General features: G+C 71.4%; 20 protein-coding genes. 10 read left to right on the forward strand and 10 right to left on the reverse strand.

What is annotated here, in order from left to right:
* Nucleotides 1-115 precede the first annotated feature (115 nt).
* The gene (locus tag WAB15_RS11055) at nucleotides 116-1,054 is read left to right on the forward strand and encodes a hypothetical protein (RefSeq protein WP_399147686.1); all 939 of its coding nucleotides are present in this window, start codon (nucleotides 116-118) and stop codon (nucleotides 1,052-1,054) included.
* A 210-nt stretch (nucleotides 1,055-1,264) separates the two neighbouring features.
* On the opposite strand, the gene WAB15_RS11060 is transcribed toward WAB15_RS11055, so the two are convergent.
* Genes WAB15_RS11060 through WAB15_RS11070 form a run of 3 tightly spaced genes read right to left on the reverse strand, consistent with a single transcriptional unit; the run spans nucleotide 1,265 to nucleotide 3,125 of the window.
* A complete protein-coding gene (locus WAB15_RS11060) occupies nucleotides 1,265-1,675 on the reverse strand; it encodes a Rieske (2Fe-2S) protein (protein WP_399147723.1) in 411 nt (136 codons plus the stop codon).
* Nucleotides 1,672-2,547, reverse strand: coding sequence for an MFS transporter (locus WAB15_RS11065; RefSeq protein WP_407289203.1), 876 nt, complete (start codon nucleotides 2,545-2,547; stop codon nucleotides 1,672-1,674). The genes WAB15_RS11060 and WAB15_RS11065 overlap by 4 nt, the downstream gene beginning before the upstream one ends.
* Nucleotides 2,544-3,125 (reverse strand): zinc-binding dehydrogenase, encoded by a 582-nt coding sequence (locus tag WAB15_RS11070; RefSeq protein WP_407286105.1) that lies wholly within the window; start codon nucleotides 3,123-3,125, stop codon nucleotides 2,544-2,546. Before WAB15_RS11070 ends, WAB15_RS11065 begins: the two co-directional genes overlap by 4 nt.
* 201 nt (nucleotides 3,126-3,326) lie before the next feature.
* Here WAB15_RS11070 and WAB15_RS11075 point away from each other — a divergent pair, with 201 nt between their 5' ends.
* Both WAB15_RS11075 and WAB15_RS11080 read left to right on the forward strand, forming a co-directional pair.
* Nucleotides 3,327-4,385 (forward strand): LacI family DNA-binding transcriptional regulator, encoded by a 1,059-nt coding sequence (locus WAB15_RS11075; protein ID WP_407286106.1) that lies wholly within the window; start codon nucleotides 3,327-3,329, stop codon nucleotides 4,383-4,385.
* Nucleotides 4,382-5,341, forward strand: a complete 960-nt coding sequence (locus WAB15_RS11080; protein WP_407286107.1) for a carbohydrate kinase family protein — start codon at nucleotides 4,382-4,384, stop codon at nucleotides 5,339-5,341. The genes WAB15_RS11075 and WAB15_RS11080 overlap by 4 nt, the downstream gene beginning before the upstream one ends.
* Before the next feature lie 184 nt (nucleotides 5,342-5,525).
* Here the strand turns inward: WAB15_RS11080 and uvrA are convergent, their stop codons facing one another.
* Nucleotides 5,526-8,480, reverse strand: a complete 2,955-nt coding sequence (gene uvrA, locus WAB15_RS11085; protein ID WP_399147682.1) for an excinuclease ABC subunit UvrA — start codon at nucleotides 8,478-8,480, stop codon at nucleotides 5,526-5,528.
* Between the two features lie 273 nt (nucleotides 8,481-8,753).
* Entirely contained in the window at nucleotides 8,754-9,479 is a 726-nt protein-coding gene (locus tag WAB15_RS11090; protein ID WP_399147681.1) for a TetR/AcrR family transcriptional regulator, read from the reverse strand.
* Between the two features lie 72 nt (nucleotides 9,480-9,551).
* Between WAB15_RS11090 and WAB15_RS11095 the strand changes: the two genes are divergently transcribed.
* The 3 genes from WAB15_RS11095 (at nucleotide 9,552) to WAB15_RS11105 (ending at nucleotide 12,648) form a co-directional block, all read left to right on the forward strand.
* The gene (locus tag WAB15_RS11095) at nucleotides 9,552-11,108 is read left to right on the forward strand and encodes an FAD-dependent monooxygenase (RefSeq protein WP_407286108.1); all 1,557 of its coding nucleotides are present in this window, start codon (nucleotides 9,552-9,554) and stop codon (nucleotides 11,106-11,108) included.
* Nucleotides 11,109-11,238: 130 nt separating this feature from the next.
* The gene (locus tag WAB15_RS11100) at nucleotides 11,239-11,982 is read left to right on the forward strand and encodes a maleylpyruvate isomerase family mycothiol-dependent enzyme (RefSeq protein WP_399147679.1); all 744 of its coding nucleotides are present in this window, start codon (nucleotides 11,239-11,241) and stop codon (nucleotides 11,980-11,982) included.
* A 9-nt stretch (nucleotides 11,983-11,991) separates the two neighbouring features.
* Complete coding sequence (locus WAB15_RS11105; RefSeq protein ID WP_399147678.1) at nucleotides 11,992-12,648, forward strand: MBL fold metallo-hydrolase; 657 nt, start codon at nucleotides 11,992-11,994, stop codon at nucleotides 12,646-12,648.
* Nucleotides 12,649-12,739: 91 nt separating this feature from the next.
* Here WAB15_RS11105 and WAB15_RS11110 read toward each other — a convergent pair whose 3' ends face one another.
* From WAB15_RS11110 to uvrB, 4 genes are all read right to left on the reverse strand, one after another.
* Entirely contained in the window at nucleotides 12,740-13,735 is a 996-nt protein-coding gene (locus WAB15_RS11110) for a TerC family protein (protein WP_407286109.1), read from the reverse strand.
* Between the two features lie 291 nt (nucleotides 13,736-14,026).
* A complete protein-coding gene (locus WAB15_RS11115; RefSeq protein ID WP_407286110.1) occupies nucleotides 14,027-16,051 on the reverse strand; it encodes a TerD family protein in 2,025 nt (674 codons plus the stop codon).
* Nucleotides 16,052-16,151: 100 nt separating this feature from the next.
* Nucleotides 16,152-16,730 carry a TerD family protein gene (locus WAB15_RS11120; protein WP_399147675.1) on the reverse strand — a complete coding sequence of 193 codons (579 nt, stop codon included), beginning with the start codon at nucleotides 16,728-16,730 and terminating at the stop codon, nucleotides 16,152-16,154.
* Between the two features lie 150 nt (nucleotides 16,731-16,880).
* Complete coding sequence (gene uvrB / locus WAB15_RS11125; RefSeq protein ID WP_407286111.1) at nucleotides 16,881-19,010, reverse strand: excinuclease ABC subunit UvrB; 2,130 nt, start codon at nucleotides 19,008-19,010, stop codon at nucleotides 16,881-16,883.
* A gap of 550 nt (nucleotides 19,011-19,560) precedes the next feature.
* On the opposite strand from uvrB, the gene WAB15_RS11130 reads away from it, so the two are divergent.
* From WAB15_RS11130 to WAB15_RS11140, 3 genes are all read left to right on the forward strand, one after another.
* Nucleotides 19,561-20,454, forward strand: coding sequence for a glycerophosphodiester phosphodiesterase (locus WAB15_RS11130; protein ID WP_399147673.1), 894 nt, complete (start codon nucleotides 19,561-19,563; stop codon nucleotides 20,452-20,454).
* A gap of 82 nt (nucleotides 20,455-20,536) precedes the next feature.
* Nucleotides 20,537-21,124 (forward strand): methylated-DNA--[protein]-cysteine S-methyltransferase, encoded by a 588-nt coding sequence (locus WAB15_RS11135; protein ID WP_399147672.1) that lies wholly within the window; start codon nucleotides 20,537-20,539, stop codon nucleotides 21,122-21,124.
* A gap of 53 nt (nucleotides 21,125-21,177) precedes the next feature.
* Nucleotides 21,178-21,720 carry a DUF1697 domain-containing protein gene (locus WAB15_RS11140; protein ID WP_399147671.1) on the forward strand — a complete coding sequence of 181 codons (543 nt, stop codon included), beginning with the start codon at nucleotides 21,178-21,180 and terminating at the stop codon, nucleotides 21,718-21,720.
* A 15-nt stretch (nucleotides 21,721-21,735) separates the two neighbouring features.
* On the opposite strand, the gene WAB15_RS11145 is transcribed toward WAB15_RS11140, so the two are convergent.
* Entirely contained in the window at nucleotides 21,736-22,206 is a 471-nt protein-coding gene (locus WAB15_RS11145) for a type II toxin-antitoxin system PemK/MazF family toxin (protein WP_407286112.1), read from the reverse strand.
* 138 nt (nucleotides 22,207-22,344) lie between these two features.
* Here WAB15_RS11145 and WAB15_RS11150 point away from each other — a divergent pair, with 138 nt between their 5' ends.
* Entirely contained in the window at nucleotides 22,345-23,775 is a 1,431-nt protein-coding gene (locus WAB15_RS11150) for a WGR domain-containing protein (RefSeq protein WP_407286113.1), read from the forward strand.
* Nucleotides 23,776-23,785 lie beyond the last annotated feature (10 nt).

Genomic DNA, 23,785 nt, shown 5'->3' on the forward strand with positions numbered 1-23,785 from the left:
GACGGGCCCAGATGTGAACGGCTGGTGCCCGGCGTACTGCAGTGAACAGGCAGGAAGAGCACGCGGCGCGCGATCCGGTTGTGAACGTTCACCTGCGCGCCGGAGGATTGAGGCAATGGCACAGGACACCCCCCAGTCGGCGGAGCTGGCACAGCTGCTGCGGACCGGCCCCTTCCATCTCGCACTGCGCTCCGCGCTCACCGCCCGGGGGCTCGCGCTCACCCGCGTCCAGCACAAGCTCGCCCAGCGCGGTATCACCATCGGGGTGACCAGCCTGAGCTACTGGCAGCAGGGCGCCCGGCGGCCGCAGCGCCCCGAATCGCTGCGGGCGGTGCGCGCCCTGGAGGAGGTCCTCGACCTGCCCGCGTACTCGCTGCACCGGCTGCTGGTCCCGGAGGGCGGGCACCGCCCGGAGGCCGAGCGGCCGGCCGCCCGCTCGTACCGCTCGCTGGTGGTGCCCGCCGACGCGCTGCAACGCCTCTTCACCGAACTGGAGACCCCGGCGGACGGCGGGCTGCACACCGTGGGGCATCACGAGCGGGTCCGCATCGGGCCCGAACGCCGGCTGATCGAGCGGGAGTCGCTGCAGGTGGTGCGCGCCCACCGGGACGGCGTGGACCGTTATATCGCCATCCATCGGGGCGAGTCGGGCTGCGAGCCGGCCCGGATGCGGGTGCACCCCGGGGAGAACTGCCGGCTGGGCCGGGTGCGGGGGGACGACGCGGCCGGGGTGGTGGTCGCCGAGCTGCTCTTCGACACCCGGTTGCGGGCCGGTGACACCCATGTCTTCGGTTACGCCTTCGAGGACGGCAGCGGCGGACCGAGCACCGAGTACCTGCGCGGCTTCAGTTTCGCCGGCGGTCAGTACGTCCTTCAGGTGCGCTTCGACGAGGCGGCGCTGCCGGTGCGCTGCCGCCGCTTCACCCAGGCCTCGGCGGGCGCCCCGCGCAGCGCCCAGCAGGAGCTGACGCTCAGCGGCCGGCACCGCTCCGTGCACCTCGTGGAGCAGGGGGTGCGGCCCGGGATACTGGGCATCGGGTGGGATTGGGGATAGAGAACAGCATCGGGTGGGATTGGGGATAGAGAACAGCATCGGGTGGGATTGGGGATAGAGAGCCGCATCGGGTGGGATTGGGGATAGAGAACAGCATCGGGTGGGATTGGGGATAGAGAGCCGCATCGGGTGGGATTGGGGATAGGGCAGCCTCCGGTGGGAGGGCGCCGTCGGCCGGGACCGGGAGGCGCCGGGCGGCGCTCGGCCGCCTCAGCCCGCGATCAGCTTGCCGCCCTTGACCCGGACCGGGACCTCCTCCAGCGGGCGGGTCGCCGGGCCCTGGGCGACCTCGCCGGTGGCCACCTGGAAGCGGCTGCCGTGCAGCGGGCAGACGCCCTGCTCCTTCTCGATCTTGTTCAGGATCGCGCCCATGTGCGTGCACACGGTGCTGAAGCACTTGAACTCGCCCTTGGTGGGCTGCGAGACCAGCAGCCGCTGGTCGCCGTAGATCTTGGCGCCGCCGACCGGCACCTCCGAGGCCGGACCCAGCTCGATCGGCGCGTCCGAGGCCGGGCGGCTCGACTTCTGTTCCCCCGAAGCACAGGCGGCGGCACCGAAGCAGGCGGCGCCCACGAGCGCGGCCCCGCGCAGCACGGTCCGGCGGTCGGGGGACGCGGTCATGTCATAGCTCCTGATCGGTGGGCGGCGCCGGCCTCCGACGATACCGGGGCGGTCTGCGCGCCTCCGCGGCGGTCCGCCCTGCCCTGCAGCAGGTCCGCTTCGATCTCCTCCAGGCTGCGGCCCTTGGTCTCCGGCAGCAGCCGCTGGACGAAGAGGAAGCCCGGCAGGGTCGTCCCGGCGAACAACAGGAACTTCGCCCCCGCGCCCCAGGCGTGCAGCAGGGACGGGAAGACCAGCGCCACGACCCTGTTGAACAGCCAGTTGAACAGCACGCACAGGCCGACCGCGGCGGCCCGGATCCGCATCGGGAACAGCTCCGGCAGCATCACCCACCGCACCGGGCCCCAGGAGACCGCGACCGCGAACACCGGCCGCAGCCGCGGGGAGGCAAGCCCCCGCAGGGTCAGCGGCTCGCTCTGTTCCCGCTCGGTGCGCTCGGCCCGCTCGATCTCGGCCAGCTCCTCGCCCGCCGCGCCGGCGTCGCCGCGCAGCCGGGTCAGGACCGTACGGGCCTCCTCTACGCGGCCCCTGCCCACCAGCCAGCGCGGGCTCTCCGGCTGGGTGATGATGCCCAGCGCCAGGATCGCGGCCGGGACGACGCCCAGGCCGATCATCCAGCGCCAGGCCCCGGCGCCGGCCAGCAGGTAGTCGGTGACGTAGGCGACGAAGATGCCGACGGTCACCAGGAGTTGCATCAGGGACGTCAGCCCGCCGCGGGCGTGCTGGGGCGCGAGTTCGGTGAGGTAGAGCGGTACGACGACGGAGGCGATGCCGACGCCGATCACGAACCGGAAGGCGATCAGCGAGCCGGCACCCGGGGAGAGGGACGCGCCCAGGGTGCCGGTTCTTGATGCGTGCGGGCACGGAGTCAGCCCTTCTGCGGGGCGAGATGGATCTTGCGGCCGGTGCCCGCCCGGAAGCGGGCCACCGCCTCGTCGAACCCGTCCAGGCCGTAGACGTCGCTGACCAGCGCGTCGAGGTCGAGGCCGGCGGCGAGCAGGTCGATGGCGGGCTGGAAGCTGTGGTGCACCGCCATCGAGCCGATGATGTCGATCTCGTGGTGGTAGACGCGGTACGGCGAGAAGGCCGCCGAGCGCGCCGGGTCGGCGACGCCGAACTGCAGGAACGTACCGCCGCGGCGTACCCGCCCCAGGCCGTCCTCGATGGCCGCGATGACACCGGTGGCGTCGACCACGACCTCGAAGCCGGGTCGGCCGAGCCTGCCGGCGTCGGTCACGGCCGCGTCCACGCCGAAGGTCTCGGCGAACGCCAGCCGGTCCTCGTTGAGGTCGACGACGCAGACCGAGGCGGCGCCCGCGGTCCGTACGAGCGCGGCCATCATCAGGCCCATGGTCCCGGCGCCGTAGATCAGATAGTGCTCGCCGGGGCGGCGCGGCAGCCGGCTGAGTCCGTGCACCGCGCTGCCCGGATTGCCCGGTGCGGTGACCACGAGAGCGCGTATGAAGGCGCCTCCTCACGACGTCGTGCGGGTTGCGATGTCGGGGACCCTACAGAAAAGGACGCCAAGACGTAAACGCTTGCGTAAGCGTTTACGCTTGCGGGCGGATACTCGTAATGTGGTGGGACGGGCCGTGCAGCGGCGGCCGTGGGCGCCGCCGTGGCGCCCCGCACGCGGGGAGGAAGAAGCCGGATGACGACGATGGTGGATGTGGCGCGGCGGGCGGGGGTCTCCGTCGCCACGGTCTCGCATGTGCTCAACGAGACCCGGTCGGTGCGCCCGGACACCCGGGCCGCGGTGCTCGGCGCCATCGAGGAACTCGGCTACACCCACAACACCCTGGCCCGCTCGCTGGTGACCTCCCGCACCCGCTCGATCGGCCTCGCGGTCTCCGCGATCAGCAACCCGTACTTCACCGAGATCCTCCAGGGCGTCGAGGCGGGCGCGCTGGAGGCCGGCTACAGCCTGCTGCTCGCCGATCCGCACGACGACCCGCGCCATGAGCGCAAGGTCGTCCAGCTGCTGCACGAGCGGCGGGTGGACGGCATGATCGTCGCGCCGTCCGCGGAGCCCGCGGAGACGGTCGGCTATCTGGCCCGGCGCAGGGTCCCCACCGTCTTCCTGGACCGGCTGGTCGGTGACGCGTACGACCAGGTCTGCGCCGAAAGCACCGGTCCGGTGCGCCAACTGGTCGAGCACCTGGCCGACTTGGGACACACCCGGATCGGCCTGGTGGCCGGGCTGCCCGGGCTGAGCACGACGACCGAGCGGCTGCAGGGCTACCGCGAGGGGCTGCGCGCCCGCGGCCTGCCCTTCGCGCCCGAACTCCTCGCCGGCGGCAACTCCGAGGCGGACGGCGCCCAGGACGCCACCCGCCGGCTGCTCGCCGCGCCCCAGCCGCCCACGGCGATCATCACCGCCAACAACGCGATGACGATCGGCGCGCTCCGGGCGCTGGGCGAACTGGGCCTGGAGGTGCCCCGGGACATCGCGCTGGCCTGCTTCGACGACTTCCCGTGGGCGGACCTGTTCACGCCCCGACTGACCGCGATCGCCCAGCCCAGCAAGGACATCGGGGCCGCGGCGGTCCGGCTGCTGCTGGCACGCCTGGAGGAACCGGACCGTCCGGCGCGCACCCTTCGCCTCCCCTGCGCGTTCGTGCACCGTACGTCGTGCGGCTGCGCCGAACCCGCCCCGGCCACCGTCCCGGCCGCACCCCCGGCCGCCCTGGAAAGGAACCGCACCCCGTGATCGTCGTCGCCGGCGAGGCGCTGATCGACCTCGTCCCCAGCCCGCAGGACCCCTCTCTGGACGGCCAGTTGCCGACGCTGCTGCCGCGGCGCGGCGGCGGGCCCTACAACACCGCCGTCGCGCTGGGGCGGTTGGGCTCGCCCACCGCCTTCTGCTCCCGGGTCTCCACCGACACCTTCGGCGAGGCGCTGCTGCACGGGCTGCGCGACGCCGGGGTGGACACCTCGCTGGTGCAGCGCGGCGGTGAGCCGACCACACTCGCCGTGGCGGACATCAGCCCGGACGGGTCGGCCGGCTACGGGTTCTACGCCGACGGCACCGCCGACCGGCTCTTCGCCCTGCCGCCGGCGCTGCCCGACGCGGTCCGGGCGGTCTCTCTGGGCACCTGCTCGCTGGTCCTGGAACCAGGTGCGAGCGCATATGAGTCGCTGCTGCGCCGGGAGGCGCGGCGGGGGGTCTTCACCGCGCTCGACCCCAATATCCGGCCCGGTCTGATCCCCGACCCGGACGCCTATCGGGCCCGCTTCCGCTCCTGGCTCCCGGATCTGGCGCTGCTGAAGCTGTCGGAGGAGGACGCGCTGTGGCTGGCCGGGGCGGGCACCGGTGGCGGCTGGGACGCGGTCGGCGCGGCCGCCCGGGAGTGGCTGGGCGCGGGGCCGGCGGCGATCGTGATCACCCGTGGCGGTGCCGGGCTGACGGTGCTGACGCGGGACGGCGGTGAGCTGACGGTGCCGGGCGAGCGGGTCACCGTCGTCGACACCATCGGCGCCGGCGACACGGTCAATGCGGCGCTGCTGCACCGCCTGGACGCCCATGGCGCCCTCTCGTATGCCGCCGTCGCCGCACTGGGCGCCGACGCCTGGCTGGACATCCTGCGCTTCGCCGCCCGCGCGGCCGCCATCACCTGCTCACGCGCGGGCGCGGAACCGCCGTTCGCCGCGGAGTTGGCGGCGTAGGAGCCCCTGGACCGGCCGTTCGCCATGGAGTGGGCGACGTAGGAACTCCTTGGACCGGTCGGTCGTCATGGGGTTGGCGACGTAGCGCACCGTGGACCGGTCGGTCGGGGCGCCGACGGCGGCGGGCCGCCACCGCGCCCTTGGTGCGGGAGCGGTGACGGCCCGGCCGGAACGGCCCTCGGCGTCAGGAGGCCCGGCCGGCCCGCGCCGTCGTCTTCCTGGCCGTGGTCTTCTTCGCCGCGGTCTTCTTGGCGGCCGGCTTCTTCGCCTGCGCCGGCACCGGCGCTGCGTCGCTGACGCGGTCGCCGAGGATCTCCCGCAGGAACTTGCCGGTGTGGCTGGCCGGGATCGATGCGATCTCCTCCGGCGTGCCCTCGGCGACGACCATTCCGCCGCCGTTGCCGCCCTCGGGGCCCATGTCGATGACCCAGTCCGCCGTCTTGATCACATCGAGGTTGTGCTCGATGACGATCACCGTGTTGCCCTTTTCGACCAGTCCGGACAGCACCTTGATCAGCTTGCTGATGTCGTCGAAGTGCAGACCGGTGGTCGGCTCGTCGAGGACGTAGACCGTGCTGCCCGTCGAGCGCTTCTGGAGCTCGCTGGCCAGCTTGACCCGCTGGGCCTCACCACCGGAGAGCGTCGGCGCGGACTGACCGAGCCGGACGTAGCCGAGGCCGACCTCGTTGAGCGTCTTGAGATGCCGGGCGATGGTCGGCACCGCCTCGAAGAAGCTCAGCGCCTCCTCGATGGGCATGTCCAGCACCTCGGCGATGGACTTGCCCTTGTAGTGGACCTCCAGCGTCTCGCGGTTGTAGCGCGCGCCGTGGCAGACCTCGCACGGCACGTACACGTCCGGCAGGAAGTTCATCTCGATCTTGATCGTGCCGTCGCCGGAGCAGTTCTCGCAGCGGCCGCCCTTGACGTTGAAGGAGAAGCGGCCCGGCAGATAGCCGCGGACCTTGGCCTCCATCGTCTCCGCGAAGAGCTTGCGGACGTGGTCGAAGACACCGGTGTACGTGGCCGGGTTCGACCGCGGGGTGCGGCCGATCGGCGACTGGTCGACGTGCACGACCTTGTCCACCAGGTCGTCGCCGGCGACCCGGGTGTGCCGTCCCGGGACCGACTTGGCGCCGTTCAGCTCGCGCGCGAGGTGGGTGTAGAGGATGTCGTTGACCAGCGTCGACTTGCCGGAGCCGGAGACGCCGGTGACGGCGGAGAACACCCCGAGCGGGAAGGAGACGTCGATGTCGCGGAGGTTGTTCTCCTTCGCGCCGTGGACCGTCAGCTGCCGCTTGGGGTCGGCGGGCCGCCGGATGTCCGGTGTCGCGATGGCCTTCTTGCCGGACAGATACTGCCCGGTGATCGACTCCTTGTTGGCCAGCAGCTGCTTCATCGGGCCGCTGTGCACGACCTTGCCGCCGTGCTCACCGGCGCCGGGGCCGATGTCCACGACCCAGTCGGCGACCTTGATGGTGTCCTCGTCGTGCTCGACGACGATCAGGGTGTTGCCCATGTCGCGCAGCCGCACCAGCGTTTCGATCAGCCGGTGGTTGTCGCGCTGGTGCAGGCCGATCGACGGCTCGTCCAGGACGTAGAGGACGCCCACCAGTCCGGAGCCGATCTGGGTGGCGAGGCGGATGCGCTGGGCCTCACCGCCGGAGAGGGTGCCGGCCGCGCGGTTCAGCGAGAGGTAGTCCAGGCCGACGTCGACCAGGAACTTCAGCCGCTCGTTGACCTCCTTGAGGACCCGCTCGGCGATCTTCTTCTCGCGGGCGTCGAGCTTCATGTCCCGCAGGAAGTCGGCGCAGTCGCTGATCGACATGGCCGCGACCTCGGCGATCGACTTCTCCTGGACCGTGACGGCGAGCACGATCGGCTTGAGCCGGGTGCCCTCACAGGTCGGGCAGTGCACCTCGCGCATATAGCCCTCGAAGCGCTCGCGGCTGCTGTCGCTCTCCGCTTCGGAGTGCCGCCGCTTGACGAACGGCACGGCACCCTCGAAGGGGGTGGTGTAGGCCCGCTCGCGGCCGTACCGATTGCGGTAGCGCACCTCGATCTGGGTCTTGTGGCCGTGCAGCAGGGCCTTCTTGGCGCGGGCCGGCAGCCCGGCCCAGGGGATGTCCGTACGGAAGCCGAGGGCATCGGCCAGCGCGCCGACGAGGCGGCCGAAGTAGTCCTTGGTGTGGCCGTGCGACCAGGGGTGGAGGGCACCCTCGTCGAGGGAGCGGTCCTCGTCCGGGACGATCAGCTCGGGGTCGACCTCCATGCGCGTACCGATACCGGTGCAGTCCGGGCAGGCGCCGAAGGGCGAGTTGAAGGAGAAGGAGCGGGGCTCCAGCTCCTCGAAGGACAGATCGTCGTAGGCGCAGTACAGATGCTCCGAATACATCCGCTCGCGCTGCGGGTCGTCCGGCTCCAGATCCACGAAGTCGAGGATGACCATGCCGCCGGAGAGCCCGAGGGCGGTCTCGACGGAGTCGGTCAGCCGCCGCTTGGCGCTCTCCTTGACCGTGAGGCGGTCGACGACCACCTCGATGGTGTGCTTCTCCTGCTTCTTCAGCTTGGGCGGCTCGGAGAGCTGGATGGTCTCGCCGTCGACCCGCGCCCGGCTGTAGCCCTTGGTCTGGAGGTCGGAGAAGAGATCGACGAACTCGCCCTTGCGCTCCCGCACCAGGGGGGAGAGCACCTGGAAGCGGCTGCCCTCGGGCAGCTCCAGGACCTTGTCGACGATCGCCTGCGGCGACTGCCGGGCGATGGGGCGCGCGCACTCGGGGCAGTGCGGCTTGCCGATGCGGGCGAACAGCAGGCGGAGGTAGTCGTAGACCTCGGTGATCGTGCCGACCGTCGAGCGCGGGTTGCGCGAGGTCGACTTCTGGTCGATCGACACCGCGGGGGACAGGCCCTCGATGAAGTCCACATCGGGCTTGTCCATCTGCCCGAGGAACTGCCGGGCGTAGGAGGAGAGCGACTCGACATAGCGCCGCTGCCCCTCGGCGAAGATCGTGTCGAAGGCGAGCGAGGACTTGCCCGACCCTGACAGCCCCGTGAAGACGATGAGGGAATCGCGGGGGAGGTCGAGCGAGACGTTCTTGAGATTGTGCTCGCGAGCGCCACGGACGATGAGACGGTCGGCCACGCCGGTCGGCACCTTTCTTGGAGAGGGGCGGGAGCCGCGGCTCTGCGTCCGCCGCTCGGTGAATGAGCAGAGGCGGCGAAGCGGAGCGGAGCCCCTGCCCCAGGGTATGGGGCCCGCCACGGCACTGTCTTTGGGATGCCACACACGAGCCTATAGCACGCGCATTCGATTTACGGGGTTCGCCGGCCCTCTTCACCCAAACGTGTGGCGGCCCCACATCCTTCCCGCCCGGCCACACGCCCGTACGCTGCGGAAACCCGCCACCCCGGCGGTTCAGCCGCCCCCGGGCAGCGCCCGCTCCAGCGCATCGAACGTCCGCCGCAGCACCTCGACCTGCTCAACGGCCACCGCGTCCGCCGGGTCACCCCGCAGCTGCCGGCCGGCGGCCTCGGCGTACGCCACCCGGACCCCCGCGACGATCAGCGCCGCGGCCAGCCGGGAGCCGTGATCCGGCCGCGCGGCGTCACCGCCCGCGGCCTCGGCGAGCAGCCCGGCGAGCGCGCCCTCCAGCTCCTCGACCGCCTCGCGGCCCCGTGCGCGCAGCGCCGGCGAGTCCAGCACCGTACGCCAGAAGTGCTCGAACCCCTCCCCCACCCCGCCCAGCGGATGGCGCTGCTCCAGCAGCTCGGACGTCAGCCGGCGCAGCGCGGCCAGCGGCGTCTCGCCCGCGCCGCGCTCCCGGACGGCGCGGGTGAGCAGCTCCAGCCCCTCGGGAATCCGGTCGAGGAAGAGGTCCTCCTTCCGCGGGAAGTAGTTGAAGACGGTCATCGTGGACACCTCGGCGGCGCGGGCCACCTCGGCCACGGTGACGTTGTCGAAGCCGCGCCGGATGAACAGCAGCGTCGCCTCGCCGGAGATCCGCTGCCGGGTGCGCAGCTTCTTGCGCTCGCGCAGCGTCAGCCGGCCGTCCTCCTCGCCGAAGCCGGTCTCCGCCTCCTGGCCGGCGATCCATCCGCCACCGGCCGTCCCCGCGCCGTCGCGCCGCTGCTCATCCACCATGTCCGGAATCCTAGGCCGCCCCTTCCAAAATTTTGTAGTCACAAAAAACTTTTAGTGGCTACACTCTCGCTCATGAAGCATGACGCAGACGTAGTGGTGGCAGGGGGCGGCCCGGTGGGGCTGATGCTCGCCTGCGAACTGGCACTGGCCGATGTCCGGGTCGTCGTCCTGGAGCGGCTGACCGAGGTGGACACGACGATCAAGGCGGGGGCGATCAACTCCCCCAGCGCGGAGGCCTTCTACCGGCGCGGGATGCTGCCCGACCTGGCGGAGGTGCAGCGCGCCGCCGTCGAGAAGTTCAGCTCGTTCCTGCGCCAACGGCAGGCCGCGGGCGCGTCCGGGGTGCAACGGCCTCCGAGGTTCGCCGGGCACTTCGCCGGCATCATGCTGCGCGGCGATCTCCTGGACGAGTCCGACCCGGACTTCGAGAGCCCCGGCCCCGCCTCCGAGGTCGGCCTCGTCCCCCAGGAGGCCCTGGAGCGGCTGCTCGCCGACCGCGCCGCCGAACTGGGCGTCGCCCTGCGCCGCGGGGTCACGCTGAGCGGTTTCGACACCGACGAGGACGGCGTCCGCGTCCATACCTCCCACGGGTCGCTGCAGACCGGTTGGCTGGTGGGGTGCGACGGCGGGCGCAGTACGGTCCGTCGGCTCGCCGGCTTCCCGTTCCCGGGGACGGATCCCGAGATCACCGGCCATCAGGCCATCGTGGAGATGTCCGGATCCGAGAAGCTGGGGGCCGGCTGGAACTGGACCGGGACCGGCACCTACGCGCACGGCCCGATGCCCGGCCGGATCCTCACCGTGGAGTTCGACGGACCACCCGCGGACCGTGAAGCGCCCGTTACCGCCGAGGAGTTGCAGACGTCCCTGCGGAACGTCTCCGGTGTCGAGGAGGTCGAGATCCACAAGGTGCTCTCGGCGACCCGCTTCACGGACAACGCCCGCCAGGTACCCGACTACCGGGCGGGGCGGGTGCTGCTGGCCGGCGACGCCGCGCATGTGCACTCGCCCTTCGGCGGCCAGGGGCTGAACCTCGGCATCGGCGACGCGATGAACCTGGGCTGGAAGCTGGCCGCCACGGTGCACGGCTGGGCGCCGGAGGGGCTGCTCGACACCTACACGGCGGAGCGGCACCCGATAGGCGCATGGGTGCTGGAGTGGACCCGGGCCCAAGTGGCACTGATGCGGCCGGAGTCGCACGCCCGGGCGCTGCGCACGGTGCTCACCGAGCTGACCGGAACCGTCGCCGCCACCACCTTCTTCGCCAAGAAGATCTCCGGCGTCCAGCACCGCTACGACCTGCCGGGCGGCCATCCGCTGACCGGCCGCAGCGCCCCCGACCTGGAGTTGGCCGACGGCAGCCGGCTCGCGGACCATCTGCGCGGCGGGTGGGGGCTGTTGCTCGACCTCGCCGACGACGAAGGGCTGCGCGGGCGCGCCGCCGGGTACGGCTCCCGTTTGCGGGTGCTGACCGCGGTCTGCTCCGGACGGCCCGACCTGGCCGGCCTCCTGGTACGGCCGGACGGCTGCACCGCCTGGGCAGCGGACACCCCGGATTCGGCCACCGCCCCGGACGACCTGGACGCCGCGCTCCGCCGGTGGTTCGGGGCGCCCGACGCGGCGGCCTGACCACCGGGAGACTCCGCGGGCGGCGTCCCGTCGGCCCCCGGGCCGCCGCGCGCCGCCCGCCCCGCCCGCGTACGCCCCCGAACGCGCCGGACGACTCCCGAACTCGCCTTCGTGGCGCTAGCGTCGGACCATGACCGTCACCCCGCCTGACTTCCCGCACGACGTGGCCGCCGTACGCCAGGCCACCGAACGGCTGCTGGTCTCGGTGAGCAAGCTCGACGACACGGCGATCGGCGAGCCGTCGCTGCTCCCCGGCTGGACCCGCGGCCATGTCCTGGCCCATCTGGCACGCAACGCGGACGCGCTGGTCAACCTCCTCACCTGGGCGCGTACGGACGTCCCCGCGCCGATGTACGCGAGCGCCCGGGCCCGGGACGCCGACATCGAGCGGGACGCCGACCGACCGCTGGCGGCGCATCTGGTGGACCTCAAGGAGAGCGCCGAGCGGTTCGACGCCGCCGTGGACGGGCTGCCGGAGGAGCGCCGGTCCTACGAGGTCGAGATGCGCAACGGCGTCGTCGAACGGGCCGACCGGCTGCCGCTGCGCCGGCTCGCCGAGGTGGAGCTGCACCACCTCGATCTCGGCGTCGGCCACACCCTCGACCAACTGCCGCCCGGCTTCGTCGACGGCTATCTCGCCTTCCTCGCCACGATCAAGTTCGCCGGCCACCCGGATCTACCGGCACTGGAGCTGCGCACGGACGACGGCCGCCGCTGGCGCACCGGCCGGACGGCGGCCACCCCGGGCACCGAGGCCGCGCCCGTGGTGGTCTCGGGCTCCGCGACGGCGCTGGTGGGCTGGCTCACCGGACGCGACGACGGCTCCGCGCTGGACAGCCACGGCTCCGCGCTGCCTGTCGTACCCCCGCTCTAGAGTGGACTCATGGGCTATAGCGGAGCAGTGAAGGTCGGCGGAGCGGCCGACGTGCACGAACTGTCCGACCTGATGATCTCGAAGGTCGCGGTCGGCCGGATGGACAACAACGCCTACGTACTGCGGTGCCGGGCGACCGATGAGCAGCTGCTGATCGACGCGGCCGCCGATCCGCACACCCTTCTCGCGCTGATCGGCGACAGCGGCATCGCGTCCGTCGTCACCACGCATCGGCACGGCGACCATTGGGGCGCGCTGCGCGAGGTGGTCGACGCGACGGGTGCGCGCACCTACGCGGGCCGTCACGACGCCGAGGGCATCCCCGTGCCCACGGACGTTCTGGTCGATGACGGCGACACGATCACCGTCGGACGCGTCACGCTGACCGCACGCCATCTGGTCGGCCACACCCCCGGCAGCATCGCGCTGGTCTACGACGACCCGCACGGCGCACCCCATCTGTTCACCGGTGACTGCCTGTTCCCCGGTGGCGTCGGCAACACCTGGGGCAATCCCGAGCACTTCGCCAGCCTGATCGACGGTGTGGAGAGCAAGCTCTTCGGCGCACTCCCCGATGAGACCTGGGTCTATCCGGGGCACGGCGACGACACCACGCTCGGCGCGGAGCGGCCGCATCTGGCGGAATGGCGCAAGCGGGGCTGGTAGCGAAGGACTTCTGGCGGCGACGGCGCCCGGCCCCACTCCGTTTCGGGAGCGGGGCCGGGCGCCGTCGGTGGTGCGCCGTGGGCGTCGAGCCTCAGGCGTCGACGGGGTCCTTGCCGGCGGCCGCCTTTTCGGCCTCGACCGCCGCCTGCTTCTTCGAGGCGCGCAGGCTGGTGATCGTGGTGACGACGAGCACGGCGCAGATGACGCCCAGGGAGACCGGAATGCTGATCTCCGGAACGGCCACTCCGGACTCGTGCAGCGCGTGCAGCACCAGCTTCACGCCGATGAACCCCAGGATGATCGACAGGCCGTAGGAGAGGTGGACCAGCTTCTTCAGCAGCCCGCCGATCAGGAAGTACAGCTGCCGCAGACCCATCAGGGCGAAGGCGTTGGCGGTGAAGACGATGTACGGGTCCTGGGTGAGGCCGAAGATCGCGGGGATGGAGTCCAGGGCGAACAGGACGTCGGTGGTGCCGATCGCCAGCATGACGATCAGCATCGGCGTCATCAGCCGCTTGCCGTTCTCGACGATGAACAGCTTGGTGCCGTGGTACTTGTCGGTCGACGGGAAGCGCTTCTCGACCAGCTTCAGGAAGCGGTTCTCCTCGAACTCCTCGTCCTCCTCCTCGGCGCGGGCCTCCTTGATGAGCTTCCAGGCGGTCCAGATGAGGAACGCGCCGAAGATGTAGAACACCCAGGAGAAGTTGGCGATGATCGCGGCGCCGGCGCCGATGAAGCCGGCCCTCAGCACCAGCGCGATCAGTACGCCGACCATCAGCACGCGCTGCTGGTAGATCGCGGGGACCGCGAACTTCGCCATGATCAGCACGAAGACGAAGAGGTTGTCGACGCTCAGGGACTTCTCGGTGATGAAGCCCGCGAAGAACTCCCCGGCCGGCGCGGTGCCGCCGAAGAGCAGCAGCCCGAGGCCGAACAGCGCGGCGAGCGCGATCCAGACGGCGGTCCAGATTCCGGCCTCCTTGATGGAGACCTCATGCGGTTTGCGTCCGCCGATGAAGAAATCGGCGGCTATCAGGGCGCAGAGACCAAGGATGGTCAGCACCCACAGGTTCAGGGAAACGTCCACTGCTCCTCCGGCAGAGTCGTACGGCACTCACAGCGTCGTCGCTGCCGGAGGTCTCTTCCGCCCCGTTCCATCTGAGGGAACGGGGCCGACGCCCCGGGATCTCGTCACACTCGCAATCCGTGATGACGGGTACGTCGTGATGGGAATACTCCCCTCCGCACCAAGAAGGGTAAAGGAAGCCCAAGGAATAGTAAAGAAATGGGTAAAGTAGCTGGTCAGCGGGTTAGAGGTGCCGGGCAGGCGTCACGTCCGGCTCGCCGGGGCCGTGTCCCGGGCGGGGCGCCGTCCGGTTCAGCTCTGTCCGGCGCGGCGGGCCTGTGCGAGCCGATCGAGCACCTGGCGCACCACCTGGCTGCCCCTCGGGGCGAGCGGCGGCTCATACGTCCAGGCGTGGCCGACCCAGGGATCGGCGAGGTGCGCGTCGGGCACCGGCGTGATCCGCAGCAGGGAGCGCCACAGCGGGTCCAGGACCGGGCCGTACTCCCGGGCCTGAGCGCGATCGGCGACCATCATCAGATGCACCCCGACCGCGGGGCCCTCGTCGGCCAGATAGCGGAGCCGGGTCAGAGCGCGGTCGTCGAAGCCGTGCGGGAAGTCGTGCACGATCAGCAGCTGCTCGGCGGTGTCGAGATCCGGCGGCAGCGCGTCCGCGGCGCGACTGCGCACGGCCATCTGGACGAGGTCGACCCGCCGGGTCAGCCCCTCCAGGACCGCGGACACCCCCTTGGCGCCGGGCAGCGGAGGGGCGAGCACACCGGACTCCAGGAGCGGTGCCAGCGCCGGCGCCGCCGTGCCGCCCGGATCGATGACCTGGACCGCGAACTCGCCTGCGGGGTGAACCGCCAGCAACCGGGCGGCGATGGCCACGGCGGTCTCCGTGGCGAGCCGGCGCAGCTCGGCCTCGTCCGGCGGCCCGTCCGTCAGCGCGCTGCCCAGCTCCCGCCGGCCGTACTCGCGCTCGGGGAGAAAACCGCCGCGGTCGTATGTGTCGGGCCCACTGTCGATCCACAGGCCGCGCTCCAGGGGGAGGCGTACGAGCATGGGGATGCGCAGGTCCAGGACCTCCGGAAGGTGCAGATCGCCCAGGCGCAGCGCCATCGGGCGCTCCAGTGGTACGTGATAGCCCTGCCATACGGGGTTGTCCCAGCGGGCGAAGGCGGGCGGCAGGGCCGGCTCGACCACCTCCGACTCGGCGGCGAGCTGCCCGAGGTCGCGGTCCAGAGCCGCCCGGGCCTGGGTGACCAGGGTGGCGTGCTTGTCGCGGGCGGTGGCACGGGCGACATCGGCGGCCGTACCGAGGCGGTCGCGCGGGTCGGCGAGGGCCCTGTCGAGCTCCTGCTCCAGGCGGGACTCGGCGAAGTCGGAAGCGCTGCGGTACGCCGCGACCGAACGGGCCAGGTCCTCGAACATGCCCCAGACCTGGTTGTAGAGCCGCTCCTCCATGCTCCATCCGGCGGCGTCACCGGCGACGGGGAGCGGGGGACCGTCGGGAGCGGCCGGGGCCGGACCGGTGGGTGCGGGGGCACTGCGGCGCGCGGGGTGCCGGTAGTCGACGGGGCTGTGGGACGCCGGGGACCCGGCGGCCTTGGGCGCGGTCCCGGATCCCGCCGCGCCGGTCCCGGATGCCGCCAGGTCGTCGGCCGCCGTCGGGGGCGCGGGGGCGGGCCGCTGCGCGGTGGGCGCGGCGGCCGGACCCGCCGCGGAGCGCTCCGGCCGTTCGGACCGGCTCGCCGCGGCCGGCGCGGGCGCCGGCACCGCGCGGGCGTGCCCCAGGCCGACCGCCTGCTCGATCTCCGCGGCGAGCTCCGCCGCCTGCGCGAGCCCCTGGTCGCGCAGCATCGCGGTGAGGCCGTCGGCGTAACCCTGGCCCACCGCGCGCACCTTCCAGGCGTCCTGCCTGCGGTACAGCTCCACGGCGACGACGGCGGACTCGGCCCCCAGGCCGGTGACGGTGTAGTCGGCCAGGTGTGTGCCGTCGAGGCCGGTGACCGCCACGGACGGCGCGGCGGCGGCGCCGAAGGTGGTCAGCGTGCCGATGCCGGTGGGCAGCGCCAGCAGCACGCTGACCCGGTGGACGGCCTCGGGCAGTGCGTCGAGGTCGACGGCGATGCGGTGCTCGGCGGCCGCCTGACGGGGAACCTCGATGCCGGTACGCCGGGGCGCGCCGGGGTGGGCCACCGCCTCGGCTCCCTGGAGCCTGCCCTGCTCGTCGCCGAGCGTCACCCCGGCCACGACGGGGCCGCCCGCCGTGATCCGGACCTCCACCCGTGTGCGGTCCAGCGGATGGTTCTGCCCCCGGACCAGCTCGGCCGTCATCGTTGTTCCCCCTGATGGTGATCGCGTCCCGGGCCGAGCCCGGGCGCGGGCCCGGGATGCGGCGGCACGGCCCGGGGCGCGCCGCCGCGACGTGCGGTGCTTACAGGTGCGGCACGATCGCCGGCACCAGGTCCTGGAACGTACGGCCGGCGGCGGGCTCACCGATGGCGGTCATCTGCCAGCCGCCGCCCGCGCGGTGGACCTTGGCCATCACCTGGGCGGTGTAGTCGCCGCCGCCCGTGAGGGTGTAGCGGGCCAGCTCCTGGCCGGTGGTCTCGTCCACCAGACGGCAGAAGGCGTCCTGCACCTCGGCGAAGGTCTGACCGGTGAAGGAGTTGACCGTGAACACGATCTGGTCGATGTGCACCGGCAGCCGTGCCAGGTCGACCAGGATCGCCTCGTCGTCGCCGCCCTGGCCCGCACCGCCGACCAAGTTGTCGCCGGTGTGCCGGACGGCGCCGTCATCGCTGATCAGATGCTGGAAGAAGACGACGTCCATCGGCTTCTTGTCGGCGAACAGCACCGCGGAGGCGTCGAGGTCGATCTCGTTGGTGCGCCTCCCGAACAGGCCGCGGCGCGGCGCCGAGCGCCACCCGAGCCCCATCCGCACCGCGGTCAGCGTTCCGCCGTCGGACTTCTGCAGGCTGATGCCCTGCCCCTTGGACAAATTGACCGACACGCGCCGTCCCTTCTCCGTACTGTCCCCGCCCAGCTCTCCGGCGGGCCCCCTCGACCCTACGCACGACGGCGGGCCCGGGGCGCGCCGGGCCCGCGTTTTGTGGCGTTTCTGCAACACCGGGACGGCCGCGGCCCGCCCGTCGCGCCCCGGTCACTGCACGCCGGCCTCCCTCATTTGCCGCAGCTCCTTCTTCAGTTCGCCCACCTCGTCGCGCAGCCTGGCGGCGACCTCGAACTGCAGCTCGGCCGCGGCGGCCCGCATCCGCTCCGTCATCTCCTCGATGAGTTCGGCCAGTTCGGCGGCGGGACGGTCCGTCAGCACCGCACCCGCCTTGCCCTTGCCCTTGCCGGCCTGCGCACCGAGCGACGGCACCGGGGCCTTGCCCTTGGCCTCCTTGGCCTCGCCCGACTTGCGGTAGCCCGAGCCCAGCAGCTCCTGGGTGTCGATCTCCTCGCGGGCGATCGTGGCGACGATGTCACCGATCTTCTTGCGGAGCGGCTGCGGATCGATGCCGCGCTCCTTGTTGTACGCCAGCTGCTTCTCCCGCCGGCGGTTGGTCTCCTCGATGGCCTTCTCCATCGCCGGGGTGACCTTGTCGGCGTACATGTGTACCTGGCCGGAGACGTTGCGCGCCGCGCGTCCGATCGTCTGGATCAGCGCCGAACCGGACCGCAGGAAGCCCTCCTTGTCGGCATCCAGAATGGCCACCAGGGACACCTCGGGGAGGTCGAGGCCCTCGCGCAGCAGGTTGATGCCCACCAGGACGTCGTATTCACCCGATCGCAGCTCCCGCAGCAGCTCCACGCGTCGCAGGGTGTCCACGTCGCTGTGCAGGTAGCGGACCTGGATGCCGAGCTCCAGGAAGTAGTCCGTGAGGTCCTCGGCCATCTTCTTGGTCAGGGTGGTGACCAGGACGCGCTCGTCCTTCTCCGTACGTGCCCTGATCTCGTGCACCAGATCGTCGATCTGCCCGTCGGTGGGCTTGACCACCACCTCCGGGTCGACCAGGCCGGTCGGGCGGATGATCTGCTCCACGAAGCCGTCGCCGCGGGCGAGCTCGTACGGGCCGGGGGTCGCGGACAGGTAGACCGTCTGGCCGATGCGCTCCAGGAACTCCTCCCACTTCAGCGGGCGGTTGTCGAGGGCGGACGGCAGCCGGAAGCCGTGGTCGACGAGGGTGCGCTTACGCGAGGCGTCGCCCTCGTACATCGCGCCGATCTGCGGGACGGTGACGTGCGACTCGTCGATGACCAGGAGGAAGTCGTCCGGGAAGTAGTCGATGAGGGTGTTGGGTGCGGACCCGGGCTCGCGGCCGTCCATGTGCATCGAGTAGTTCTCGATGCCCGAGCAGGAACCGATCTGCCGCATCATCTCGATGTCGTACGTGGTGCGCATGCGCAGCCGCTGGGCCTCGAGCATCTTGCCCTGTTTCTCCAGGGTGGCGAGGCGGTCCGCCAGCTCGGCCTCGATCCCGGCGATGGCCCGCTCCATGCGCTCCGGACCGGCGATGTAGTGGCTGGCCGGGAAGATGTACAGCTCCCGGTCGTCGCTGATGACCTCGCCGGTGAGCGGGTGGAGCGTGGACAGCGCCTCGATCTCGTCGCCGAACATCTCGATCCGCACGGCCAGCTCTTCGTAGACCGGGAAGATCTCGATGGTGTCGCCGCGGACCCGGAAGGTGCCCCGGGTGAAGGCCACGTCGTTGCGCGTGTACTGGATGTCGACGAAGCGGCGCAGGAGCTGGTCGCGGTCGAATTCGTCGCCGACCTTCAGCGGGACCATCCGGTCGACGTACTCCTGCGGCGTACCCAGGCCGTAGATGCAGGACACCGAGGCGACCACGATGACGTCACGCCGCGTGAGCAGCGAGTTGGTCGCGGAGTGGCGCAGCCGTTCGACCTCCTCGTTGATGGAGGAGTCCTTCTCGATGTACGTATCGGACTGCGGGACGTAGGCCTCGGGCTGGTAGTAGTCGTAGTAGGAGACGAAGTACTCGACGGCGTTGTTCGGCAACAGCTCGCGGAATTCGTTGGCGAGCTGGGCCGCGAGGGTCTTGTTGGGCGCCATGACGAGCGTCGGCCGCTGCAGCTTCTCGATCATCCATGCGGTGGTCGCCGACTTGCCGGTGCCGGTGGCGCCCAGCAGGACGACGTCCTTTTCACCCCCGCGGATGCGCCGCTCCAGCTCGGCGATGGCCGCCGGCTGGTCGCCATTGGGCTGGTAGGGGCTGACGACCTCGAAGGGCGCCACCGTGCGTTCGATCTTTGATTCGGGCCGCATGGGATCCACCGTACGACCCAGCGCTGACAACCGGCGTGAAAATCGCTCCGACCTGCGGATTTACGGCGGTATCGGTCGGCGCGGCGAGCCGCTGCGAGCCGCTCGGCGAGCGGGGGACGCCGGGCGGCGGCGACGGCGGAGCGGCGCGCGAAGCCACCGGCGTCACCGCCGCGGAGGGTGCCGGGCACACGTCCCGGGCCCCTGCCATGAGAGCGGCGCGCTCGCGAACGGAGCGGAGGCGCGGTGGCCGCTCATTCACTACATATGACCAAAACCGGTCAGAAGCACGATGGGTGACGCACCATCGGCCAAGATGCGCGGATGCCGCGACTCCGGCAAGTTGGACGACATCGGAGCGCACGTCTGTTGCACGGCTTTTCCGGGCATCCTGCAATTGCGCGACGCTCCACGGAAGACCGGCCATTTCTCGTTCAGCCCTCGGCCACCGTACGACCGCCTCCCGCTCTGGCCCGGCTGCGAGCCTCTGCCCGTCCGACCCGGTACACGTCACTCACGTTCGCTCACGCCCACGACGTCACGAGGAGTCCGTATGCGTATCCGCCCCGTCGCCACCGTTGTCGCCGGTGCGCTCATGGGTCTGTCCGCGCTCGTCCTCTCCACCAACGCCGCCCAGGCCTCACCGCACGGACACACTCCGGTGACGGTCGCCCACCGCGGCGCCTCGTCGTACGCGCCCGAGAACACCCTCGCCGCCATCGACGCGGCCGCCGAGCTCGGCATCGAATGGGTCGAGAACGACGTTCAGCGCACCAAGGACGGTGAGCTGGTCATCCTCCATGACAACTCGCTCGCCCGGACGACCAACGTCAAGAAGGTCTTCCCCGACCGCTCCCCCTGGAACGTCGCGGACTTCACCCTCAAGGAGATCGAGAAGCTGGACGCGGGCAGCTGGTTCGGGCAGAAGTTCGAGGGCGAGCGGGTGCCGACGCTCGAGGACTACATGGACGAGGTCGAGCACAACGACCAGAACCTGCTGATGGAGCTCAAGTCGCCGGAGCTCTACCCGGGCATCGAGATGCAGACCCTCCGCGAGCTGCGCCGCGGCGGCTGGCTGGACAGGGACCACCTCAAGCACCGTCTGATCATCCAGAGCTTCAACGCCGACACCCTCAAGACCGTGCACACGCTCCGGCCGGACATCAAGACGGGCTTCCTGGGCAACCCGTCCGTCGCCGACCTCCCCAAGTACGCCAAGTACTGCGATCAGATCAATCCCGTCCACACGGCGGTCACCCCGGAGTACGTCGCCGCCGTCCACGGCCTGAAGGGCCCGCACCGCCGGCAGCTGGACCTGTACACCTGGACCGTCGACGACCCGGCCGTCGCGATCAAGCTCGCCGACCTGGATGTGGACGGCATCATCACCAACAAGCCCGATGTGGTGCAGGACGCGCTGGAGAACAGGCACAAGAACGGCGCCTGAGCGCCCGGTACCGACGGGGAGCGGCACCGGGCGACGGCCCGTTCCCCGTCGCGTTGTCGGTGGTTCGTCCTACCCTGATCAGGTGACGCATTCCGAGCAGGTTTCCGAACAGGCCTCCACGCCGCCGGCGGGGCCCGCGAGCCGGCGCGAGTGGGCCTGGGCGCGTCTGGAGACCCCGATCGGCCCGCTGCTGCTCGCCGCGACCCGGGAGGGCCTGGCCCAGGTCGCCTTCCATGCCGACGAGCGGACGACCCGCCGCGCGCTGACCCGACTGGAGCAGTTCTTCGGCGGGCCACCGCTCCCGGAGACTCCCCATCTGGCGACGGCCACCGCCGAGCTGACCGCCTACTTCTCCGGGGATCTGCGGTCCTTCACCGTCCCCTTGGACTGGTCGCTGTCCTCCGGCTTCAACGCCCGGGTCCTGCATGCCCTGGCCTCCGACGTCCCCTACGGCAGCGTGGTCGGCTATCAGGACCTCGCCGACCGCGTCGGGGAGCCGGGCGCGGCCCGTGCGGTGGGCGCCGCGATGGGCTCCAATCCGCTGCCGGTCGTCGTCCCCTGCCACCGCGTCGTGGCCAGCGACGGCGGGATCGGCGGATTCGGCGGCGGCCTGGAGACCAAGCGCCTGCTGCTGGCCCTCGAAGGTGTGCTGCCCGCCCCGCTCTTCTGATCCCGGCCGTCGTCCGTCCGCACCCGGGCCGGACCCTCACGAATGGCAGCGCCATGTCCCGTCAGATCGCTCTGCTCCGCGGCATCAACGTCGGAGGCCACAACTCCTTCCCCAAGGCCAGGCAGCTGGCGCTGGCCGAGTCCCTGGGGTTCCGGGACGTCTCCGTCCTGCTGCAGACCGGCAATATCGTCTTCGCCGACCCCGGTACACCGCCGGAGGAGACGGCCCGGACGCTCCAGGACCGGATCGCCGCCGAGCTCGGCCTGACGGTGCCGGTCGTCGTCCGGACCCGCGACGAGCTGGCCGCGGCGATCGCCGCGAATCCGTTTCCGCAGGCCGTGCCGGAGCCCAAGAACCTGCATGTGACGTTCCTGTCGGCGGTGCCGGCCGACACCTCCCGGCTGGACGCCCTCGACCCGGACGCCTTCGCGCCCGACCGGTTCCGGCTGACCGGGCGCGAACTGTATCTGTGGTGCCCGGGCGGCATGGGCCGCTCCAAGCTCGCCGCCGCGGTGAGCCGCGCCCCTCTGGGGGTGACGGCCACCGCCCGCAACTGGAACACCGTCACCAAGCTGCTGGCCGTGGCGGACGCCTGAGGGCCGACGCCGCCGTCAGCGCCAGCCGTAGCGCTCGCGCAGCCGGTTGACGACGAGGTTGAAGCGGCCGCGGTCCAGCGCACAGGCCTCGCGCCGCATCCCGGCCGGGTGCACCCGCAGCACACGGTCCACCGCCACCCACGAGTCGCGCCCCGCGCGGTCCCACGGGCCGGCCCCGATCGGGACCCACTCCCGGTCGTTGTTGTGCCGCTTGCTGGAGAGCTGGACGGCCAGCAGCGTGCCGTGGGCCTCCCGCGCGACGACCAGCACCGGCCGGTCCTTGCCCCGCCCGTCGTTCTCCTCGTAGGGCACCCAGGTCCATACGATCTCGCCGGGGTCCGGGTCGCCGTCCGGGTCGGGCGCGTAGGACGTCTGCACGGCGCCGACGGAGCGCGGCCGGGCCTCCACGGTTGCGGTGGGGCCCTGGCTGCCGGGCAGCGCCGCGGCCGCGTCGGACGGGGCGGATGCGTTGAATGAAGTCGTCACCCCCTCACGCTAACCGCCCCCGCCGGCGGGGCGATCAGCGGTCCGCGGCAAGCGCTCGAAGGCCGATTGTCAGTGGCCGGTCGTACGGTTTTCAGCAGCGGGGGACGGCCGTGGGGGCCGCCCGGGGAGGGGAGAACCATGTCCGTGACCACGACGTATCTGGAGCTGTCGCAAGAGGGCGGCGGCGCCCACAAGTTCTACGAGGTGGCGGTGGACGACACGGTCGTCTCGGTGCGCTACGGGCGGATCGGTGCGGCCGGCCAGCAGCAGTCCTCGACCTTCCCGACGCGGGAGAAGGCGCAGGCCGCGGCCGCCAGGAAGATCGGTGAGAAGGTCCGCAAGGGCTACGCCCCCGCCGTCCAGGGGCAGCGCGCCGCCCGCCCGGTGACGCGACGCCAGGTGACGTCCGCCCCGTCGACGGCCCGCGCCGTCGCACCGGTGCTGTGGCGGTTCCGTACGGGCGCCGCGGCGTTCGGCATCCACATCGACGAGGACCGCTGCTGGGTCGGCAATCAGAGCGGGGATGTCTACACGCTCGGCCATGACGGTGAGGTCCTGGCGCGCTATCAGCTCCCCGACGGCGTCAAGTGCCTGGTGGCGGACGACTTCTGGATCTACGCCGGCTGCGACGACGGCACGGTCTACGACCTGTCCTCCAAGCTCCCCTTCGCGGCCTACGACGTCGCCCCCGACGTCGACATCTTCTGGCTGGACATCCGGGAGGGCATTCTCCACGTCGCCGACCGCAACGGCGGGCTGACGGTCATCGACCACGAGGACGAGTACCAGTGGTCCCGGCGCAGCTCCGGTGAGCACGCCTGGATGGTGCGGAGGGACGAACGCGCCATCTACCACGGCCATCAGCGCGGCGTGACCGCCTACGCCGCCGACGGCAGCGGCGAGTTGTGGCACACCCCGACCAACGGCGCGGTCCTGTTCGGCTGGCAGGAGGACCACTCGGTGTACGCCGGCACGAACCGCAAGGTCGTGCAACGGCTGTCGAAGGCCGGCGGAGCGCTGGAGGCCTCCTACCAGTGCGACACGGTCGTCTACTCCTGCGCCACGGCCCCCGGCGGCCGCTATGTCTTCGCCGGCGACTCGGCCTCGTCGGTGTACTGCTTCGCCGCCGACGGCACCCGCCTGTGGAAGCTGGGCACCGGCGGCGGATCGGCGCTGTCGATGCAGTATCTGGACGAGAAGCTGTACATGGTCACCACCGACGGCTCCCTGGTGTGCGTCGACGCGAGCGACGCGGCCATCGCCGACGCCCAGTCGGGCACGGTGCCGGTGGCCCGGGATGTGAAGTCGGCCGCCGCGCTGCCGACGTACACCCCGTCGACCACGGTGCAGACGGTGGCCTCCGCCGCCGCCTCGGGCATCGTGGTGGAGTGCGTCCAGGAAGGCGGCCGGCTGCGGGTCCATGTGGTCTCCGAGGGCTATGAGCCGTCCTGGAACGTCCAGTTCCCGCGCCATATACGCCGGGCCGGGGTGCGGTATGTCGTCGAGGACCTGTCGGCGGCCTCGGGCGGTTTCTACCGCGTCCGTGGCGAGATCCGGCAGCTCGTCTGAGGCCCGGCTC

This window comes from Streptomyces sirii (genome assembly GCF_045690365.1).
Lineage (GTDB): Bacteria > Actinomycetota > Actinomycetes > Streptomycetales > Streptomycetaceae > Streptomyces > Streptomyces sirii.

Bases quoted from the DNA above. Each gene is read 5' to 3' on its own strand.
- WAB15_RS11055 (WP_399147686.1), top strand. From the start codon at position 116: ATGGCACAGGACACCCCCCAGTCGGCGGAGCTGGCACAGCTGCTGCGG.
- WAB15_RS11060 (WP_399147723.1), bottom strand. From the start codon at position 1,675: ATGACCGCGTCCCCCGACCGCCGGACCGTGCTGCGCGGGGCCGCGCTC.
- WAB15_RS11075 (WP_407286106.1), top strand. From the start codon at position 3,327: ATGACGACGATGGTGGATGTGGCGCGGCGGGCGGGGGTCTCCGTCGCC.
- WAB15_RS11090 (WP_399147681.1), bottom strand. From the start codon at position 9,479: ATGGTGGATGAGCAGCGGCGCGACGGCGCGGGGACGGCCGGTGGCGGA.
- WAB15_RS11095 (WP_407286108.1), top strand. From the start codon at position 9,552: ATGAAGCATGACGCAGACGTAGTGGTGGCAGGGGGCGGCCCGGTGGGG.
- WAB15_RS11100 (WP_399147679.1), top strand. From the start codon at position 11,239: ATGACCGTCACCCCGCCTGACTTCCCGCACGACGTGGCCGCCGTACGC.
- WAB15_RS11105 (WP_399147678.1), top strand. From the start codon at position 11,992: ATGGGCTATAGCGGAGCAGTGAAGGTCGGCGGAGCGGCCGACGTGCAC.
- WAB15_RS11115 (WP_407286110.1), bottom strand. From the start codon at position 16,051: ATGACGGCCGAGCTGGTCCGGGGGCAGAACCATCCGCTGGACCGCACA.
- uvrB (WP_407286111.1), bottom strand. From the start codon at position 19,010: ATGCGGCCCGAATCAAAGATCGAACGCACGGTGGCGCCCTTCGAGGTC.
- WAB15_RS11130 (WP_399147673.1), top strand. From the start codon at position 19,561: ATGCGTATCCGCCCCGTCGCCACCGTTGTCGCCGGTGCGCTCATGGGT.
- WAB15_RS11140 (WP_399147671.1), top strand. From the start codon at position 21,178: ATGTCCCGTCAGATCGCTCTGCTCCGCGGCATCAACGTCGGAGGCCAC.
- WAB15_RS11150 (WP_407286113.1), top strand. From the start codon at position 22,345: ATGTCCGTGACCACGACGTATCTGGAGCTGTCGCAAGAGGGCGGCGGC.